16 protein-coding genes, 2 tRNA genes, 2 rRNA genes and 1 pseudogene (1 of these 21 only partly in view) are annotated in these 18,606 nt (G+C 36.9%); 20 read left to right on the plus strand and 1 reads right to left on the minus strand.

Annotated elements, in window-relative coordinates:
* The 5 genes from THESIDRAFT1_RS06360 to ymfI form a co-directional block, all read left to right on the plus strand.
* Positions 1-2,378: ribosomal RNA gene (locus THESIDRAFT1_RS06360) — 23S ribosomal RNA — on the plus strand (it extends 504 nt beyond the left edge of the window).
* Positions 2,379-2,410: 32 nt separating this feature from the next.
* Positions 2,411-2,519, plus strand: a 5S ribosomal RNA gene (gene rrf, locus THESIDRAFT1_RS06365).
* A gap of 10 nt (positions 2,520-2,529) precedes the next feature.
* Positions 2,530-2,604, plus strand: a tRNA-Asn gene (locus tag THESIDRAFT1_RS06370).
* Positions 2,605-2,617: 13 nt separating this feature from the next.
* A tRNA-Gly gene (locus THESIDRAFT1_RS06375) sits at positions 2,618-2,692 on the plus strand.
* A 127-nt stretch (positions 2,693-2,819) separates the two neighbouring features.
* Positions 2,820-3,557: an elongation factor P 5-aminopentanone reductase gene (gene ymfI / locus THESIDRAFT1_RS06380; RefSeq protein WP_004404564.1), complete on the plus strand. Its 738-nt coding sequence runs from the start codon at positions 2,820-2,822 to the stop codon at positions 3,555-3,557.
* Positions 3,558-3,582: 25 nt separating this feature from the next.
* Here ymfI and THESIDRAFT1_RS06385 read toward each other — a convergent pair.
* Positions 3,583-4,307: pseudogene (locus tag THESIDRAFT1_RS06385) on the minus strand (pseudouridine synthase).
* 291 nt (positions 4,308-4,598) lie between these two features.
* Here THESIDRAFT1_RS06385 and THESIDRAFT1_RS06390 point away from each other — a divergent pair.
* The 15 genes from THESIDRAFT1_RS06390 (at position 4,599) to THESIDRAFT1_RS06450 (ending at position 18,538) form a co-directional block, all read left to right on the plus strand.
* Complete coding sequence (locus THESIDRAFT1_RS06390) at positions 4,599-5,648, plus strand: LacI family DNA-binding transcriptional regulator (protein WP_006569875.1); 1,050 nt, start codon at positions 4,599-4,601, stop codon at positions 5,646-5,648.
* A 71-nt stretch (positions 5,649-5,719) separates the two neighbouring features.
* Positions 5,720-6,289 carry an ABC transporter substrate-binding protein gene (locus THESIDRAFT1_RS15105; protein WP_279624991.1) on the plus strand — a complete coding sequence of 190 codons (570 nt, stop codon included), beginning with the start codon at positions 5,720-5,722 and terminating at the stop codon, positions 6,287-6,289.
* Between the two features lie 44 nt (positions 6,290-6,333).
* A complete protein-coding gene (locus THESIDRAFT1_RS15110) occupies positions 6,334-7,044 on the plus strand; it encodes an extracellular solute-binding protein (protein ID WP_279625029.1) in 711 nt (236 codons plus the stop codon).
* Positions 7,041-7,919: a carbohydrate ABC transporter permease gene (locus tag THESIDRAFT1_RS06400; protein ID WP_006569876.1), complete on the plus strand. Its 879-nt coding sequence runs from the start codon at positions 7,041-7,043 to the stop codon at positions 7,917-7,919. The genes THESIDRAFT1_RS15110 and THESIDRAFT1_RS06400 overlap by 4 nt, the downstream gene beginning before the upstream one ends.
* Positions 7,906-8,742, plus strand: a complete 837-nt coding sequence (locus THESIDRAFT1_RS06405) for a carbohydrate ABC transporter permease (protein ID WP_003869934.1) — start codon at positions 7,906-7,908, stop codon at positions 8,740-8,742. The genes THESIDRAFT1_RS06400 and THESIDRAFT1_RS06405 overlap by 14 nt, the downstream gene beginning before the upstream one ends.
* An 18-nt stretch (positions 8,743-8,760) precedes the next feature.
* On the plus strand, positions 8,761-10,644 hold the full coding sequence (locus tag THESIDRAFT1_RS06410; RefSeq protein ID WP_003871342.1) for a beta-galactosidase trimerization domain-containing protein: 1,884 nt from the start codon (positions 8,761-8,763) through the stop codon (positions 10,642-10,644).
* Between the two features lie 2 nt (positions 10,645-10,646).
* Positions 10,647-11,555, plus strand: coding sequence for a beta-1,2-mannobiose phosphorylase (locus THESIDRAFT1_RS06415; RefSeq protein WP_003871341.1), 909 nt, complete (start codon positions 10,647-10,649; stop codon positions 11,553-11,555).
* Between the two features lie 14 nt (positions 11,556-11,569).
* Positions 11,570-12,460 carry a beta-1,2-mannobiose phosphorylase gene (locus tag THESIDRAFT1_RS06420; protein ID WP_003871340.1) on the plus strand — a complete coding sequence of 297 codons (891 nt, stop codon included), beginning with the start codon at positions 11,570-11,572 and terminating at the stop codon, positions 12,458-12,460.
* Between the two features lie 216 nt (positions 12,461-12,676).
* Positions 12,677-13,723, plus strand: coding sequence for a nucleotidyltransferase family protein (locus tag THESIDRAFT1_RS06425; protein ID WP_006569877.1), 1,047 nt, complete (start codon positions 12,677-12,679; stop codon positions 13,721-13,723).
* A gap of 29 nt (positions 13,724-13,752) precedes the next feature.
* Complete coding sequence (locus tag THESIDRAFT1_RS06430; RefSeq protein WP_006569878.1) at positions 13,753-14,928, plus strand: glycosyltransferase family 4 protein; 1,176 nt, start codon at positions 13,753-13,755, stop codon at positions 14,926-14,928.
* Between the two features lie 20 nt (positions 14,929-14,948).
* Positions 14,949-15,998, plus strand: a complete 1,050-nt coding sequence (locus tag THESIDRAFT1_RS06435) for a beta-L-arabinofuranosidase domain-containing protein (RefSeq protein ID WP_006569879.1) — start codon at positions 14,949-14,951, stop codon at positions 15,996-15,998.
* 53 nt (positions 15,999-16,051) lie between these two features.
* Positions 16,052-16,258 (plus strand): hypothetical protein, encoded by a 207-nt coding sequence (locus THESIDRAFT1_RS15115; protein WP_003868603.1) that lies wholly within the window; start codon positions 16,052-16,054, stop codon positions 16,256-16,258.
* Between the two features lie 17 nt (positions 16,259-16,275).
* The gene (locus THESIDRAFT1_RS06440) at positions 16,276-17,028 is read left to right on the plus strand and encodes a D-alanine--D-alanine ligase family protein (RefSeq protein ID WP_244262582.1); all 753 of its coding nucleotides are present in this window, start codon (positions 16,276-16,278) and stop codon (positions 17,026-17,028) included.
* Positions 17,029-17,166: 138 nt separating this feature from the next.
* Positions 17,167-17,934, plus strand: a complete 768-nt coding sequence (locus tag THESIDRAFT1_RS06445; protein ID WP_003871335.1) for an SDR family oxidoreductase — start codon at positions 17,167-17,169, stop codon at positions 17,932-17,934.
* A gap of 25 nt (positions 17,935-17,959) precedes the next feature.
* Complete coding sequence (locus tag THESIDRAFT1_RS06450) at positions 17,960-18,538, plus strand: TetR/AcrR family transcriptional regulator (RefSeq protein WP_003871334.1); 579 nt, start codon at positions 17,960-17,962, stop codon at positions 18,536-18,538.
* Positions 18,539-18,606 lie beyond the last annotated feature (68 nt).

The raw sequence follows: 18,606 nt of genomic DNA on the forward strand, positions 1-18,606 counted from the left end.
AGGGAAAGGTGAAAAGAACCCCGGGAGGGGAGTGAAAGAGAACCTGAAACCATATGCCTACAAGCAGTCAGAGTCTGCGAGAGAGCAGATGATGGCGTACTTTTTGTAGAACGGGCCGGCGAGTTACGGTAGCAAGCGAGGTTAAGCGTAAAGCGGAGCCGAAGCGAAAGCGAGTCCGAAGAGGGCGGGAGTTTGCTGCCGTAGACCCGAAACCGTGCGACCTACCCATGGCCAGGGTGAAGCCGGAGTAAGATCTGGTGGAGGCCCGAACCACGTTGGCGTTGAAAAGCCATGGGATGAGCTGTGGGTAGAGGTGAAATGCCAATCGAGCACGGAGATAGCTGGTTCTCCCCGAAATAGCTTTAGGGCTAGCCTCAGGGTAGAACCTATGGAGGTAGAGCACTGAATGGGCTAGGGGCCAAGTAGGTTACCGAACCCTATCAAACTCCGAATGCCATAGGAAGGAACCTGGGAGTCAGACTACGAGTGATAAGATCCGTAGTCGAGAGGGGAACAGCCCAGACCTCCAGCTAAGGTCCCAAAGGGCATGTTAAGTGGTAAAGGAAGTGGGACTTCGAAGACAACCAGGATGTTGGCTTAGAAGCAGCCATACATTTAAAGAGTGCGTAACAGCTCACTGGTCGAGAGGTCCTGCGCCGAAAATGAACGGGGCTCAAACATGCCACCGAAGCTGGGGCTACCGCGGAAGCGGTGGGGTAGGGGAGCGTACTGTACGGGTAGAAGGCAAAGCGTAAGCTAAGCTGGACTGTACAGTAGAGAGAATGCCGGCATGAGTAACGAGAGTAAGGTGAGAAACCTTACCGCCGGAAGCCTGAGGTTTCCTGGGGAAGGGTAATCCACCCAGGGTAAGTCGGGGCCTAAGCCGAGGCGAAAGCGTAGGCGATGGGGAACCGGTAGAGAATCCGGTACCACCGAGGGCCGCAAAGAGAAGTGGGGACGCAGCGAGATAGGTGGAGCGTGCGGTTGGTAGAGCACGTCCAATCAGGCACCGAAGGGTACGTAGGCAAATCCGCGTACTGGCAGGGGCCTGAGAAGGGGAGCCGGAAGGCGAAGCCACCGAAGCAGCTGCCGAGAAAAGCCGCTATCGAGGTCCAAGGTGCCCGTACTGCAAACCGACACAGGTAGGCGAGGAGAGGATCCACAGGCGAGCGGGAGAACCCTCATTAAGGAACTCGGCAAAATGACTCCGTAACTTCGGGAGAAGGAGTGCCGAAAGGCCGCAGAGAAGAGGCCCAAGCGACTGTTTACCAAAAACACAGGTCTCTGCTAAGTCGGAAGACGAAGTATAGGGGCTGACGCCTGCCCGGTGCTGGAAGGTTAAGGGGAAGTGTGAGAGCACTGAACCGAAGCCCCAGTGAACGGCGGCCGTAACTATAACGGTCCTAAGGTAGCGAAATTCCTTGTCGGGTAAGTTCCGACCCGCACGAAAGGCGTAACGACTTGGGCGCTGTCTTGATGAGGGGCCCGGTGAAATTGTAGTACTCGTGAAGATGCGAGTTACCCGCGATTGGACAGAAAGACCCCGTGGAGCTTTACTGTAGCCTGTCACTGGATTTTGGTAATTCTTGTACAGGATAGGTGGGAGACGGAGAAGGTAGGGCGCCAGCCTTACTGGAGTCGGCGTTGGGATACCACCCTGGGATTACCGGAATTCTAACCTATAGCCGTGGAACCGGCGTAGGGACAATGGCAGGTGGGCAGTTTGACTGGGGCGGTCGCCTCCTAAAGGGTAACGGAGGCGCCCAAAGGTTACCTCAGCGCGGACGGGAATCGCGCGAGAGAGTGCAAAGGCAGAAGGTAGCCTGACTGCGAGAGAGACATCTCGAGCAGGGACGAAAGTCGGGCTTAGTGATCCGGCGGCAGTGAGTGGGAACGCCGTCGCTCAACGGATAAAAGCTACCCCGGGGATAACAGGCTGATCTCCCCCAAGAGTCCACATCGACGGGGAGGTTTGGCACCTCGATGTCGGCTCATCGCATCCTGGGGCTGAAGTAGGTCCCAAGGGTTGGGCTGTTCGCCCATTAAAGCGGTACGCGAGCTGGGTTCAGAACGTCGTGAGACAGTTCGGTCCCTATCCGTCGCGGGCGAAGGAAACTTGAGAGGCACTGCCCCTAGTACGAGAGGACCGGGGTGGACGAACCGATGGTGTACCAGTTGCACCGCCAGGTGCACAGCTGGGTAGCCAAGTTCGGAGGGGATAAACGCTGAAAGCATCTAAGCGTGAAGCCCGCCTCAAGATTAGGTTTCCCACCCGAGAGGGGTAAGACACCTCGAAGACCACGAGGTAGATAGGCCGGGGGTGTAAGAGTGGAAACACTCTTAGCTGACCGGTACTAATCAGTCGAGGACTTGACCGAGAAGGCTTTGTGCAGTTTTGAGGGTCTAGATTTCCGGTGGCGATAGCGGAGGGGAAACACCCGTTCCCATTCCGAACACGGAAGTTAAGCCCTCCAGCGCCGATGGTACTGCTTTCGCGGGAGAGTAGGTCGCTGCCGGAATTAAAAATATTCCTCAGTAGCTCAATGGTGGAGCAACCGGCTGTTAACCGGTAGGCTGTAGGTTCGAGTCCTACCTGAGGAGCCAACTTTTAAGAGATGCGGATGTGGCTCAGCGGTAGAGCATCGGCTTCCCAAGCCGAGGATCGCGGGTTCGAATCCCGTCATCCGCTCCATAAGAAAATGAGAGGTTCTGCGAGGTAAATGCAGAACCTTTTTTAGTATTTTTTATTGATATTGACATAATTTTATTTTTTATAAAATTACAAAAAGAAGTGTCAATTAATTTAGAAGGTGAAAGAGATGTTAAATGGCAAAGTAGCGATTGTAACTGGTGGTGCTGGGGATATAGGAAGAGAAATTTGTATAGAGCTTGCAAAAGAAGGGGCTTCTATAGCAATACATTATAATAACAGTTATGAGCAAGCTGTTAAATTAAGAGAGTATATAAAAAGCAATTTTAGTTATGCGGAAATTTTTAAAGCAGATATTTCAAACAGACAGCAGGTAGACAATATGATTGATAGTATTTATAATAAATTTGGTCGCATTGACTATCTTATAAATAATGCAGGAATTGCCCAAATCAAACCATTTATAGAAATAACAGAAGAAGATTGGGATAGGATGATGAATGTCAATTTAAAAGGTCTTTTCAATTGCACACAAAGTGTTTTGAGACATATGTTGCCTCAAAAACATGGGAGTATAATAAACATTTCTTCAATTTGGGGTATTTCCGGTGCTTCCTGTGAAGTACATTATTCAGCATCTAAAGGAGGAATAATAGCTTTTACAAAGGCTTTGGCAAAAGAGTTAGGGCCTTCTAAAATAAGAGTTAATTGTATTGCTCCTGGAGTAATTGATACTCGAATGAACAACATTTTAAATAGGGAAGAAAAGAAACACTTAATTGAGGATATACCACTTATGAGTATAGGGAAACCTCAAGATGTAGCAAATGCTGTACTGTTTTTATTATCTGACAAGGCAAATTTTATAACAGGGCAAGTTATAACTGTAGATGGGGGATTTATATAACAAGGCTTTGGTGAAAGCCTTGTTTTTATATCGACTTTTTCAGGAAAGATAGCTCTTCTTCAGACAATTCTCTCCACTCCCCAGGTTTTAGATTTTCGTCAAGGGTGAGACTACCCATTGCCAATCTTTTAAGGTATATGACCTTTTTACCGACTGATTCAAACATCCTTTTTATTTGGTGATATTTTCCTTCTCTTATATAAACGTAAACTTTCGACACATCAGAAGAAGAAAAAGAATTTCAAGGTTTGCGGGAAGAGTTTTATACCCATCTTCAAGTATAATGCCTTCATTGAAAGCTTTAATGTCGCTTTCATTGACAAAGCCTAATATTTCAGCATAATATTTTTTTATAACATTCTTTTTTGGTGATAAAAGCTGATGTGCCAAGTCTCCGTCATTAGTTATAAGAAGCAATCCTTCTGTATCTTTATCAAGTCTTCCTACGGGAAATGGATTTCGAGCTTTTAATTCTTGAGGAAGAAGGTCAATAACTGTTTTTTCAACTTCGTCATATGTGGCGCTAATAACTCCTTTTGGCTTATTTATCATGATATATATAAATTCTTTGTAATTGATCTTTTCACCATCAAATAAAATTTCATCAGATTCAGTATCTACAATTAAACCAGCATCTTTTACTGTATTTCCATTTACCAATACAAGACCTTCTTTAATGAATTTTTTAACTTCTTTTCTCGTACCAATGCCTATATTCGATAAAAGTTTATCTATTCTCATTTTTGCCATGTAAATTACCTCCAAAAAGAGTCTATGATGTAATTATAACACGAAATTTTGTATTTTTAGAGTATATAATATTGGTTTATTCAATTCACTTTAAATTACTTGAATTATAAATTAGACAAAGTGCTGTGTTCTCTACTTTATTGTGAATATATTTCAAGTAATCGTTAAGATAAGATTATAACAAACAAAATTCAAGTAAAATCTATAATAATTCAAGTAAATTTTGCTTGATAATTAAATTCAAATGATTTATAATCTATTACAAGAAAACGATTTTTAGAGGTGTTAAGTTTGACGGCAATTAAAAGGAAAAAAGTGACCATGAAAGATATCGCTGAAAGGTTGAACTTATCAATTAATGCTGTGTCCCTGGCTTTAAATGACAAGGTGGGGGTGAGCGAAGAGACAAGAAAAATAGTTTTAAAAACAGCTGATGAAATGGGGTATTTTGATGAAAATCCCTCTTTTATTGCTAAAAATCATTTCAGAAATATTTGCCTACTGATTGAAGAGAGAAATTTCCGCGATACTCATTTTTATACAAAAGTAATTTTAGGTATAGAGAATGAAGCAAAGAAAAATAATTACGATATTTTAGTAAACTTCATGAATCAAGATGATTTTCAGGTACCTTCCAGTGTTGAAACGAGAAAAGTTTCAGGAATTTTAGTGGTTGGTACTATTAAAGATGAACATCTTGAAAAATTATTGAAGTATGATATACCAACTGTCCTTGTAGACCATGCTTCATTTACTATAAGTACAGATGCTGTATTAACTCAAAATATGCCTGGCTCATATATGGCAACACAATATCTTATTCGAAAAGGCCATACTCAAATAGGTTTTTTTGGTGAAATAGATTTTTCTTTAAGTTTTAAAGAAAGATGGTTAGGCTTTAACGAGGCGATGAGAAATGCAGGACTTAATGTAGATCCCATATTTAATGTAAATCCTGGATATTGTGTAATAGGACAGGTAGAACAATATGTTTTAAGCAAAAACTACAAAGAGGTAGCAAATATTATCTCGAAGTTAGATAAACTTCCTACTGCATGGGTATGCTCCAACGATAGTGCTGCTATTACCTTGTACAATGCATTGAGTATCTTGGGTATTAAAGTACCTGACGATATCTCTGTAGTTGGCTTTGATGATATTGATATATGTAACATTGTGACACCGCATTTGACTACTATCCGCATAAATAAGGAACTCATGGGAATAAAAGCTGTAAAAAGACTTTTGTGGAGGATGGAAAACCCAAAAGAGCCCTGTGACCACATACGGATGGAGGTTAAGCTGATAGAGAGGGAATCAGTAAGGGAAGTTAGAAATTAAAAACTTTTAGAGGACATAAAAACAGCATTAAGCTGTTTTTTAAATAAAATTAATTTTTGGAGGTGTGTTTTATGAAAAAAATAGCTAAAAGTATTCTAATTTTACTTCTTGCTGCATCACTTTTGGCAGGCTGTGGGACTAGTACAAGCCAAAAGAATGAAGCATCACAGACAACAAAAGAAAAAGTTATTACAATCGATTTTTGGGCTGCTCCAAATCCTCCGCAACAGACTTTCTGGAAACAGATGGCTGAAGAATATGCAAAAATTAATCCAAACATCAAAGTAAATGTTAGCCCGATGCCTGAATCACCAACATCTGAAGCTGGAATTCAAGCAGCTCTTGCTGGTGGTAATGCTCCTACAATTTCAGAAAACATTTCCCGTGGTTTTGCGGCACAACTTGTAGACAGTAAAGCTTTAGTACCTCTTGATACAATGGATGGATGGAATGACATTGTAAAAACTAGAAATATGGAAAACACAATTCAGGCATGGGAGTTTGCGGATGGGCATCAATATGTATTGCCTATATATTCAAACGCGATGCTTTTTGCATGGAGGATCGATATTTTAAAGCAATTGGGATATAATGAACCTCCAAAAACTTATAGTCAAATTATTGAATTAGGGAAAAATTAAAAGAAAAATATCCTGACAAGTATTTATGGGCAAATCCAGATTTAATTGACTCTACCTGGTGGAAAAGATGGTTTGACTTCTTTATGCTTTATGATGCAGCTTCAAACGGTAATAAATTCATAGAGGGAAATAATTTTGTTGCTGATGATAAAGCCGGAGTTGCTACACTTAAATTCCTTGAGGATATGGCAAAAAATAAGCTTATATTAACGCAAAAAGCTACGGATCCTTTTGAAACAGGAATAAGTGTATGGACAACAATTGGTCCTTGGACGTTTAATACATGGAAGGACAAATATCCAGAACTTAAGCTAAATGAAACTTATGTGCTTGCACTACCTCCAGTGCCAGATGGAATGAGTACAGATAATGTAAAAACATTTGCAGATACAAAAGGCCTTGTAATATATGCACAATCAAGTCCTGAAAAGCAAAAAGCAGCAATGGAATTTATAAAATGGGTATATTCTAATCCCGAAAATGATATGAAATGGTTTGAAATTACTAATCTTCCACCAGCAAGAGATGATGTCAATACAAACGAACAATTTAAAAATTACTTAAAAGATCATCCTGAGCTTCAACTGTATGCTGAATCTATACCAAATGCTATTCCGCCTATTGATAATGCTAAATTTAACGATATTCAGACATTAATTGGCCAAAAAGCTGTAAATCCTGTTGTGGCAGGACAAGTAGATGCACAAAAGGCTTGGGATGATATGAAAAAGGCGATTCAGGGGGTTCTTAAATGAAAAAAGGACAAGAGAAATTGGGTTGGCTTTTTGCCAGCCCATACCTTGTATACAGTTTAATATTTTTCGTAATTCCGCTTTTTGGAGCATTATTTTTATCTTTTACTAACTGGAATCTTATTTCACCTCAATATGAGAATGTTGGTTTTTTAAACTTTATTCAAGCAGTTAAAAGTCCAGGAGTAAAAGCGGCATTTTTTGTAACATATAAGTTTATGATAATATTTGTGCCTATGGTATTAATTGGATCTTTGGTAATTTCTCTTATTATAAACAGTTTGCCAAGATTTAAAAGTTTTTTTTCTGTAGGATATTTTCTTCCCTATCTTGCCTCTGGTGTTGCTACATCAGTAGTGGTAAAGGGAATTTTATCATATAACAGTGCTTTAAATGTGTGGTTAAGAAATTCGTGGCATTTAAACATTGATTGGCTGGGTTCACAGATACTTGCTCCATTGATTATTGCTGTTATGATATCGTGGAAATTTATGGGTTATTATTCGCTTATACTGACATCTGGATTAGAGAGCATACCGGGTGAGGTATATGAAGCTGCTGCTATAGATGGTGCAACAGGTTGGATAAAATTTTTTAAAATTACGCTGCCACTTTTATATCCAGCTATGTTTACAGTGACTATATTGGCAGTTGGACTTGTATTTGGTATATTTACAGAACCCTATGTATTAACAGGTGGAGGACCTGGATTTTCAACAAATACATGGCAAATAGAAATATATAACCAAGCTTTTAGCAAGCTAAATGCGGGTTACGGCTCTGCAATTGCAATTATTGATTCTGTAGTGACTTTTGTGACCATAATAATTGTTCGGAGATTGCTAGAAATTTGGGGGAAGAGTTATGGTTGGGAGTAAAAATAAGAAATTGCAACTTATATTATTGTATACAATAGCCATTATTTTTTTAATTATAATGGTATACCCATATTTGTATATGGTATTAAATTCGCTTGCACCATGGGATCAAGTTGATAGAAAAATAATACCAACAGGAATTACATTGAAATCTTATATTTGGCTTTTACGTGGAGGAGAAGATGTTACACCACGTCCGTGGCTCAGAGCCTTTGCTAACAGTATTATTGTAACAGTTTCATCAACATTTTTAATGATGGTTACAGCATTATTAGTTGCATATGCCTTGTCAAAAATAGTTTTTAAAGGAAGCAGAACAATAAATAACATTATAATGTTTCAGATGTTTTATCCATCGATTATTCTTTTGATACCTACGTTTTTGCTGGTGAGAAAATTAGGATTATATGATACTTATTGGGGTATGATTATTCCAAAGTCTGTAAGTTTATGGGCGATATTTATGTATACAAATTTTTTTAAAGCAATACCAAACGAGTTAATTGAGGCTGCAAAAATAGATGGTGCAAATGAAATTAAAATACTTTTTAAGATTGTTTTGCCAATGTCAAAATCAATTACAACAGTTATTTTCCTGTTTTTATTTATGGAAAGATGGGTAGAGCTTTTGTGGGATATGCTCGTCGTGCATGATCAAAATCTTCTTACTCTGAATGTTATGCTAGCACAAATGTTTGGACCATATGGTGCATATCCGGGACCAATGTATGCTGCTTCTGTAATTTTGACAATGCCAATACTTATTTTGTTTATAATTTTTAGCAAGAATTTTAAAGAAGGTATACAGTTTGTTTTAAAATAATATGACGGAGGTAGAAAAATGGCAAAATTTGCAGATGAATTTATAATAGGAGCTAATTATTGGCCTAGGAATCATGGCATTGAAATGTGGAAAGAGTGGAATTATGATGAGATAAAAAGTGAATTTATTGAAGCGAAAAGCTTAGGCATTAATGTAATGAGAATAAATCTTTTTTGGGAGGATTTTCAGCCAAAGCCTGATGTAATATCAGAGGAAGCGGTGAAAAAGTTTGACGAGCTTATTAAAATATGTCATGAAGTTGATATGAAAATCGCGCCTACTTTTTTTGTGGGGCATATGAGCGGTGAGAATTGGGATGTGCCGTGGAGAGAAGGTAGGAATATATACAGTGATTCATTTATGTTGAGGTATCAAATTAAATTGGTACGCTTTTTTGCTGAGAGGTACAAAGATGAATCTGCTATTTTGTTTTGGGACCTTTCAAATGAGCCAGATAATTATGTAAAAGCAGAGTCAAGACATGATGCTTGGCTGTGGAACTATGTCTTATCAAATGAGATAAAAAAATACGACAAAAATCATCCCGTAACACTTGGAATACACCAGGCATCTCTTCTTACCGATAATAATTTTTATCCTGAAGACTTGCAAGAAGGAAATGATTTTCTGTGTATGCACGCATATCCAATTTATACAGATACATGTATAGACCCTGTAAATTCTATAAGAAGCACTTATATGGCACCTTTTGCTTCTAAACTCACCCAAGCTATGGGTGGCAAGGAAGTGCTACTGGAGGAATTTGGTGCAACTACACTTATGATGAGTGAAGATATAGAGGGAAATTATTACAAGGTGGTTCTGTATAGCCTTCTTGCGAATGAATCGATAGGTGCAATAGCCTGGTGCTTTGGAGATTTTTCTGTTGGCGAAAGGCTTCCCTATAATTCTACCCCCTTTGAAACGCAATTTGGTATAACAGCAGTTGATGGAAGAGTTAAAAAAGCAGGACTTGAAATAAAAGCTTTTTCTGAATTTATGAATAAAATTGAGTATAAGGATTTAAAACACAAAAAGTGTGATGCCGCGATAATCATTCCGGATAAGTATTATAGTGCTTTATTTGTAGGTAACGATTATACTCCAGAGAGAAATTTTAGGATTCTTTTAAATAGTTTTATACTGGCAAAGGAAGCAGGTATAGATGTTGAATTGGTAAGAGCTGATGGAGATTTTAGTAAGTATAAAATGCTTATACTACCTTCCGCTTATAGAAAAGGGCATTTAAATTATGACCAATGGGTAAAAATTATGGATTTTGTTAAAAATGGTGGCACTTTGTATGTATCATACGATGGAATTTCTGTAGAAGGTTTTGATGAGGTTTTTGGAGTTAAAACGCAATATTCTATGGTGCCCAAAAATGAGACAGTATCAATGCATTGTGAAGAACTTGGAATTGATTTAAATTATAAAGCTCTTAAATTTAATAAAAGACTTATTGCAAAGCCGACAACAGGCCGTGTAATTGCAAATGATGATGAGAATAACCCGGCAATAGTTATAAATAAATATGGCAAAGGGAATGCTATTCTTGTTACGTATCCTATTGAGCTCTATTTAAGTTATATGCCCGATGTATATAAGACTGACAGGTCTTATTTGATTTATAAGTATGCTAAAGAGCTGAGCAGAATAGAATACAACGTAAAAGTAGAATCTCCTTATATTGAAGTAAAAGAGTTTGATTATGGCAGGAAAACCCTTGTGTTCTTTATAAATCATGAAGACATAGATATTCATACTAAAATAAGAATAAGTAGAAAAACAAAAAATAATGAGAAAATACAAGATTTAATCAGCGGAAGGCAGATTAATTTAGAAAATTTCACAATAGAGGCTAATGGAGTAGTTGCAATTTTGCTGGAAAAGGGGGTATAAAGATGTTCAGGCTAACAAGACTTAGTAACAAACCTATATTGTCGCCAATAAAAGAGCATGAATGGGAAAAGGAGGCTGTTTTTAATGCAGCAGTAATATATGAAGATAATAAATTCCACTTGTTTTACAGAGCCTCTAATAATAAATTTGTTTTGAATACTGAAAAGCCAGAAGAAAAATATAAATTTGTATCCTCAATTGGGTATGCTGTAAGCGAAGATGGTATAAATTTTGAAAGATTTGACAAGCCTGTTTTAGTGGGGGACCCCCCACAAGAAGCGTGGGGAGTAGAAGACCCAAGAATTACAAAAATTGACGACAAGTATTACATGCTCTATACAGGTTTTGGAGGAAGGGACTGGCTGGATTTTAGAATATGTATGGTTTGGTCTGATGATTTAAAAAATTGGAAAGGACATAGAATTGTTCTTGATGAACCCAATAAAGATGCGGCGCTTTTGTCCGAAAAAATAGATGGAAAGTATGTGCTTTTCCATAGAAGAATGCCCGATATTTGGATTGCTTATTCTGATGATTTAGTAAATTGGTATGACCATAAGATTATAATGTCCCCTAAACCTTACACATGGGAGTCAAAGAAAATTGGCATAGCAGGACCTCCTATAAAAAGAGAAGATGGATGGCTTTTAATATATCACGGGGTGGATGACAACAATGTGTACAGACTTGGTGCAGCTCTTTTAGACTTAAAGGACCCATCAAAGGTTGTTGCGAGACAAAAAGAGCCTATTTTAGAGCCAGAGTTGGATTGGGAAATAAATGGGCTTGTGCCTAATGTGGTATTTAGCTGTGGAGCAGTTGAAGTGAATGACATGTATTACGTGTATTACGGAGCAGCAGATACCCATATAGGTGTAGCAGCCATTGAAAAAGAAAAAGTAAAATTTTAAAAGGAGTGTATGGAGTGATAAAATTAAAGAGATTATCAGATAAGCCAGTATTGATGCCAAAAGCAGAAAATGAATGGGAAAGAGCAGCAGTTTTTAATACTGCAGCAATTTATGACAATGGACTGTTTCACTTGATTTATAGGGCTACTGACATTGGACCTCACGCCAAATATGGGAAATATACTTCTCGCCTGGGGTATGCAGTTAGCAAAGACGGGATTAATTTTATGAGATTAGACAAACCAGTGATGAGCAATGAGACAGAACAAGAGCTCAGAGGATTAGAAGACCCAAGGATAGTCAAAATTGACGGCATTTATTATATGATGTACACAGGTTTTGGGGACAGGTTTCATGATGACTATAGGATTTGTTTGGCTACCTCCAAAAACCTTATAGATTGGGAGAGAAAAGGAGTAGTTTTAGATGAACCTAATAAAGACGCCTCTTTATTTCCTGAAAAAATCAATGGAAAGTATGTGATGCTTCATAGAAGGTATCCAGATATATGGATTGCCTTTTCAGAAGATTTAAAAAATTGGTATGACCATAAGCCTATCATTAAGCCAATTCCTGGAACGTGGGAAAGTGCGAGAGTCGGAATTGGAGGGCCGCCTATTAGGACAAAAGATGGTTGGTTTTTGATATACCATGCAGCTGATGACAATAATGTATATAGATTGGGAGCAGTCCTTTTAGATTTAGAAGATCCATCAAAGATTATTGCAAGGCAAAAAGAACCTATCTTAGAGCCAGAACTACAGTGGGAAAAAGAAGGATACATTCCTAATGTTGTATTTAGTTGTGGTAATGCAGTAAAAGATGATACTATTTACGTTTATTATGGGGGCGCGGATACTGTTATAGGCGTGGCGATATTAGAGATGAAAGATATCAAATTTTAGCAGGCTTTTAAAAGGCCTGTTTTTATTTACAGAAAAGTACTTGACATGCCAAAAAGGATTAATTATAATACTTATTAGCAGCCGAATTTCAAGAGTGCTAATATATTTCTCCTCTTCTTAGTTCTTATCGTTCTTATAAATTATATCACTTGTATCACGCCCTTCTTTTGTTTTTAAGGTTAATTTTTGAAAAACTTCATAAAGGAGGGGTCTTTTATGAAGGCGTTGTTATTGGCAGGAGGTTTGGGAACAAGGCTAAGACCTCTTACAGATGACCTGCCAAAACCAATGGTTCCTATCATGGGAAGACCTCTTTTAGAAAGGATTATTTTAAACCTTAAAAAAAGTGGAGTAGATGAAGTTGTAATAAGTACTTATTATAAGTCTCAGTACATTGAAGATTACTTCAAGCCAAAAGAGGACTTAGGTGTAAAAATACACTATATTACAGAAGAATCTCCTTTGGGGACTGGTGGGGCAATAAAAAACGCCGAAAAATTTTTTGATGATACTTTCCTCATTTTAAACTCTGATATCGTCAGTGATATTGACTATGCAGATTTGATAAAATACCACAAGAGAAGAAGAGCTCAAGTAACTATTGCATCTATTGAAGTAAGAGATACTTCTCAGTACGGAGTTATAGAATTTGATGAAAAAGGCTTTATAACTGCTTTCAAAGAAAAGCCCAAACTAGGCGAGAGTAATTCTAAGTATATTAACGCAGGAGTATATGTATTTGAACCTGAGGTGTTAAAAGAAATTCCTGAAAATACAGTAGTATCTGTAGAGAGGGAGACATATCCCAAACTTTTGGAAAAAGGGTATAGAATGGCTATTTATAAATTTAACGGCTACTGGATAGATATAGGTACAATAGATAAATACAAAAAAGTTCATGAGGACATTTTAAAAGGAAAATCAAAATTTGTAAGTACTACTTCCTCAAGAGGTATAATTTTAGGAGACAATGTTAAAATTCATCCTACCGCAAAAGTGATAGGACCTGCTTATATTGGAAATAATACTGAAATTGATGCCTATGCTACAGTTGGTCCGTATACAGTAATTGGGAATAACTGTCGAATAGGTCAAGAGAGCAAAGTATCACAAAGTGTATTGTGGGATAATGTAAAAGTGCGCAGGTTTGCAAGATTAGAGAATGCAGTTGTCACTTCAGAATGTATAGTAGAGGTGAATATGGAAGTTAAAAATACAGTGTTTACAGCTAATAGATTGGCAAGTACTACGTTGACAACTTAATACTAAACAAACTAAGAAGGGGGCGTGATATGATGAGCGTATTGGGGAGAAATGTAGCATTTTTGAGCACTTATCCACCAAGAGAGTGTGGCATTGCTACTTTTACTCAAGATTTAGTTAATGAAATAAAAAAGATAAAACTTATTAATTTTGCAGGAGTAATTGCAATAAACGATAATAAAACTTACGAATACGATAGTGATGTTAAATATCAGTTACAACAATTTGTAAGAGAAGATTATGTAAGATTAGCCCGTGAATTAAATGAATCTGACATAGATTTGCTCATTATAGAACATGAATACGGAATATTTGGAGGAGAAAGTGGAGAGTACTTATTAGATTTGGTAGACAATTTAAATATACCCTTTGTTTTGACAGTCCACACAGTATTATCAAATCCAAATGAAAAACAACTTATGATACTTAAAGAATTAGGTAAAAAAAGTGTTAAAGTAGTTACAATGGCTAAAAATACTATACCACTTCTTGAAAAGATATATCACATACCTTCTAATAAAATCACTGTCATTCCTCACGGTGTGCCCAATCTTCCAGTATTACCCAAAGAAACATTGAAAGAAAGATATGGATTTAAAGGCAGAAGAATAATAAGCACTTTTGGTCTTATAAATCCGGGCAAAGGAATAGAGTATGGCATAGAAGCAATAAGTATTGTGGCTAAAAAATACAAAGATGTATTATACCTAATTTTAGGGCAAACCCATCCAAACATAAAGAGAGAATTTGGGGAAGAGTATAGGGAGAAACTTCAAAAACTAGTTCATGACCTTGGAGTAGAAGATAATGTAAAATTTGTGGACAAATATCTTACGAAGAAAGAGATTTTGGAGTATTTGAAGATGTCAGATATATATATGACTCCATACTTAAACAAAGAACAAGCTGTAAGCGGTACTTTAGCATATGCAGCAGGTTTAGGGAAAGTGATTATTTCCACTCCTTATATGTACGCTGAAGAAATTTTAGGAGAAGGAAGAGGATTGCTTGCTAATTTCCGTGATGCAAAGTCTTTAGCTAAACATATTGAGTATATATTTGAAAACCCTGAGAAAAGGCTGCAGATAGAGTCAGAAATTAAAAAATTAGGGAATACAATGATGTGGAATAACGTTGCTTACAGATATGTCATAATGATTTTGTCTGTATTGGACATTAAATCAAGGGAGGAAGTTGTGATATAGAGGAAGGGGGAATTGAAATAATGAAACTAGCAACTAAGTTTCAGCATCTTTTCAAGCTAACGGACGATACAGGCATTTTACAGCATTCCCTTTACTCTATTCCTGATTTGACAAAAGGTTACACTACTGATGACAATTCAAGGGCTCTCATTGCTGCTTCAATGCTATATGAAGTTTACAAAGATGAAAAATACCTTGATCTTTTAAAGAGATACCTTTCTTTCTTGATTTATGCCCAAAACGGCAAAGGATATTTTAGAAATTTTATGAACTACAATAGAGAATTTATTGAAGAAGTTGGCTCAGAAGATTGTTTTGGCAGAACTTTATGGGCATTAGGATATTTATTAAATACTAATTTGTCTAATGGTTATCAAAGTGTTGCTGTGACATTAATCAAAAAAGCTTTGCCCAATGTAGCAAATTTAAATTCTCTTCGCGGTAACGCTTATTTGTTAATAGGATTAAGCCTTTTATACAGTTCTGATGTTACTGAATTTAACAAAGAGAAGATAAAAAATTTGATAACTTCTATTTCAAAAAAAATAGTTCAAAAATATAGGGAAAACAAAGATGAAGAGTGGAAATGGTTTGAAAATATAATGACTTACAGCAATGCCGTACTTCCTTGGGCTCTTCTTAGGTCATACACTATTACAAGAGATGAAGAAGTCTTAGATGTTGCAAAAGAGAGCATGGAATTTTTAGAGAAAGTAACTTTTAGAAGTGGGTATTTTAAGCCGATAGGTTGTAAAGGTTGGTACAAAAAAGGAGATGAAAAACCTGCAGAATTTGATGAACAACCAATAGAGGCTTGTGAGACTGCTCTTATGTATACAGAAGCTTATAAAATTTTTAAAAAAGAAAAGTACAGAGAAAAAGCTATAAAATGTTACAAATGGTTTTTGGGAGAAAATTCAAAGAATGAAAGCTTAATAGATGAGGAGACAGGGGGTTGTTACGACGGTATAACTAAAGAGGGAGTAAATTTAAATGAAGGAGCGGAAAGCTTGATTTCACTGATTATAACTGACATGGTGGTGAATCACACAGAAACTGTATTTAAGTAGTTTTTCCTTTTCCTTTCAAAAATTTTTATAAAAATTGAAAAGGGTGATGCCATATGAAAATTGGTGTGCTTTGGAGGAAATTCAGGAATGTCGAATTTCAGAGGAAATTGACACCAGACAAAGTATATGACGATGCCTATGATGAAGCATACCATCATTATATGGCCATAAAAGAAGCTGGATTTGATTCAGTCCTCATAGAATGGAAGGAAGATCCATTAGAAACTTATGAAACTATAAAAAAGAAAAGGTGGATTTAATTTTTAATGCCTCAAGTATGAAAGAAGTAGCATTTTTAGAAGTATTCAACATACCATATGTTGGATCTGGATTGGACGTAGTAGCAACTGATAAGAGAATGAGGAAGGACATTGTGGCTTCTCACGGTTTGCCTACGCCTAAATATGTAATTGCACAAAATCCTCAAGAAATTCCTTCTGTAGACCATCTTGAATTTCCTCTATTTGCAAAACCTATAAGTGGAAGAGGAAGTGCAGGTATAGATGAAGAAAATATAATTTATGATAAGGACAAACTTCCACAAGTAGTGAGCAAAATAACCGATAAAATAGGACAAGCAGCTTTAATTGAAGAATTTATTGAAGGAAAAGAAGTGACCGTTGGAATAATTGGATATAAACACCCACAAGTATTGCCTTTATTGGAAGTAGGATATAATAACGTTAAAACTAATACTTATGAACATAAAATGTTTGACAATGAGATAATAAAATGCCCTATGGAAGTATCAAAGGAAGTGGAAGAAAAGATTAAAGAGACGGCTTTAAATATTTATAAGGTTTTAAATGCAAAGGATTTTGCGAGAATTGATATGATTCTAAGCAAAGATAATGTTCCTTATTTCTTAGAATTGAATACATTTGCGGGACTTACAATGTCAAGTAGCAAAGGTGAAAAACATGTTCATCACGGATACATGGGTTATATGGCAAAAGCGGCAGGTTTAACAAGAGGAGAATTTATTAGGAAGATTATAGAAAGTGCTATAGAAAGGTATAAGTTAAAATAATTTATGCAACCCATTTATTTGATTTTTATAAAACTTTTAAGTTATACTATTTATGATAAGGTAAACCTCTTTGCTTTTTTAATTTTAATCATGAGGTTACCTTATCTTCTTTTATAATTAAAAATTGGAGGGTTAACTATGGATTTTAATGGGAAAGTAGTGATAGTGACAGGAGGAGGACAAGGAATAGGGCGGTGTATTGCGCGAACTTTTGCTGAAAAAGGAGCAAAAGTAGTTATAGCTGATATTGACGATGAAGCTGGCATAGAAAATGAAGAATATATAAAATCTAAAGGTGGAGACTCACTTTTTGTACATACAGATGTTTCTTTAGAGGAAGATGTTAAAAACATGGTAGATAAGACGATAAAAGCATACGGCAAGATCGATATTTTGATAAACAATGCAGGTATTGGAGCAGGAGGGACGATTTACACAAGGCCCATGGAGGAATGGGATAGAGTCATAAATGTGAACTTAAGAGGAACATATATGTGTTCAAAATATGTTGCTCCTCACATGAGAGACAATGGCGGAGGAGTCATAATAAATATAGCGTCTACAAGGGCATTTATGTCTGAACCTCATACAGAACCTTATTCTGCTTCAAAAGGTGGTATTATAGCCTTAACCCACTCTCTTGCAATAAGTTTAAGTTATGATAAAATAAGGGTGAATTCTATAAGTCCCGGATGGATAGAAGTGTCTGAATGGAAGAAAAGTAGAGAAGCTAAAAAGCCCCAATTGACAGAAGAGGACCATTTGCAGCATCCTGCAGGACGGGTAGGTAAGCCAGAGGACGTAGCAAATGCATGTTTATTTTTATGTTCGGAAGAAGCTTCTTTTATTACAGGAGCGAATCTCATTGTGGATGGCGGAATGACAGTTAAAATGATATATGTTTAATTTCTTAAAAAGGGAATGAAGGAGAATGAATAAGACAAAAGAAAAGATTTTTAAAGCGGCGATAAAGACCTTTTCAAAAAGTGGATTTTACAAAACCACAATGGAAGAAATAGCGGAAAATGCTGGAGTAGCAAAAGGGACCTTGTATTATCATTTTAAAAGCAAAGATGACATATTGGAGTTTTTAATTGATGAAGGTATAAAGATTTTGAAACAAGAGGCAATAGAAGAGATAGGCAAGCTAAATAATGCTGTAGAAAAACTACGGAAAATCATTTTTGTACAGACTAATTTTTTGTACAGAAATCACGACTTTATAATAGTTTTGCTAAGCCAAATATGGGGTCATGGGGAAGTTCCTCGCAAATTCAGGGAGAAATTGTATACTTATCTTGAGCTAATAGAAAATATTATTAGAGAAGGCAAGGAACAAAAACTCATTGCTGATTGCGATGAAAAGATAGTAGCAGCAGCTTTTTTTGGCATGATAAGTTCAATTTTGGCTTTGAAAGTAGTAGAAGATAGTGACGAGAAATTTAATCCACAAGATATAACAGATAGTGTATTTAATTTTGCATTAAAAGGGCTTCAACTTCAAGGATAATATACACCTCAAAGGAGGTGTTTTTATTTTTAAAATCAAAGGTACTTTTTTATTGACACATTGAGAAG

The sequence above is a fragment of the Thermoanaerobacter siderophilus SR4 genome (assembly GCF_000262445.1).
In the GTDB taxonomy this organism is placed as follows: domain Bacteria; phylum Bacillota; class Thermoanaerobacteria; order Thermoanaerobacterales; family Thermoanaerobacteraceae; genus Thermoanaerobacter; species Thermoanaerobacter ethanolicus.

What these genes read in the sequence shown, in the direction of transcription:
- ymfI (WP_004404564.1), top strand. Translation starts at nt 2,820, where the DNA reads ATGTTAAATGGCAAAGTAGCGATTGTAACTGGTGGTGCTGGGGATATA.
- THESIDRAFT1_RS15105 (WP_279624991.1), top strand. Translation starts at nt 5,720, where the DNA reads ATGAAAAAAATAGCTAAAAGTATTCTAATTTTACTTCTTGCTGCATCA.
- THESIDRAFT1_RS06400 (WP_006569876.1), top strand. Translation starts at nt 7,041, where the DNA reads ATGAAAAAAGGACAAGAGAAATTGGGTTGGCTTTTTGCCAGCCCATAC.
- THESIDRAFT1_RS06405 (WP_003869934.1), top strand. Translation starts at nt 7,906, where the DNA reads ATGGTTGGGAGTAAAAATAAGAAATTGCAACTTATATTATTGTATACA.
- THESIDRAFT1_RS06410 (WP_003871342.1), top strand. Translation starts at nt 8,761, where the DNA reads ATGGCAAAATTTGCAGATGAATTTATAATAGGAGCTAATTATTGGCCT.
- THESIDRAFT1_RS06415 (WP_003871341.1), top strand. Translation starts at nt 10,647, where the DNA reads ATGTTCAGGCTAACAAGACTTAGTAACAAACCTATATTGTCGCCAATA.
- THESIDRAFT1_RS06425 (WP_006569877.1), top strand. Translation starts at nt 12,677, where the DNA reads ATGAAGGCGTTGTTATTGGCAGGAGGTTTGGGAACAAGGCTAAGACCT.
- THESIDRAFT1_RS06430 (WP_006569878.1), top strand. Translation starts at nt 13,753, where the DNA reads ATGATGAGCGTATTGGGGAGAAATGTAGCATTTTTGAGCACTTATCCA.
- THESIDRAFT1_RS06435 (WP_006569879.1), top strand. Translation starts at nt 14,949, where the DNA reads ATGAAACTAGCAACTAAGTTTCAGCATCTTTTCAAGCTAACGGACGAT.
- THESIDRAFT1_RS15115 (WP_003868603.1), top strand. Translation starts at nt 16,052, where the DNA reads ATGAAAATTGGTGTGCTTTGGAGGAAATTCAGGAATGTCGAATTTCAG.
- THESIDRAFT1_RS06440 (WP_244262582.1), top strand. Translation starts at nt 16,276, where the DNA reads ATGAAAGAAGTAGCATTTTTAGAAGTATTCAACATACCATATGTTGGA.
- THESIDRAFT1_RS06445 (WP_003871335.1), top strand. Translation starts at nt 17,167, where the DNA reads ATGGATTTTAATGGGAAAGTAGTGATAGTGACAGGAGGAGGACAAGGA.
- THESIDRAFT1_RS06450 (WP_003871334.1), top strand. Translation starts at nt 17,960, where the DNA reads ATGAATAAGACAAAAGAAAAGATTTTTAAAGCGGCGATAAAGACCTTT.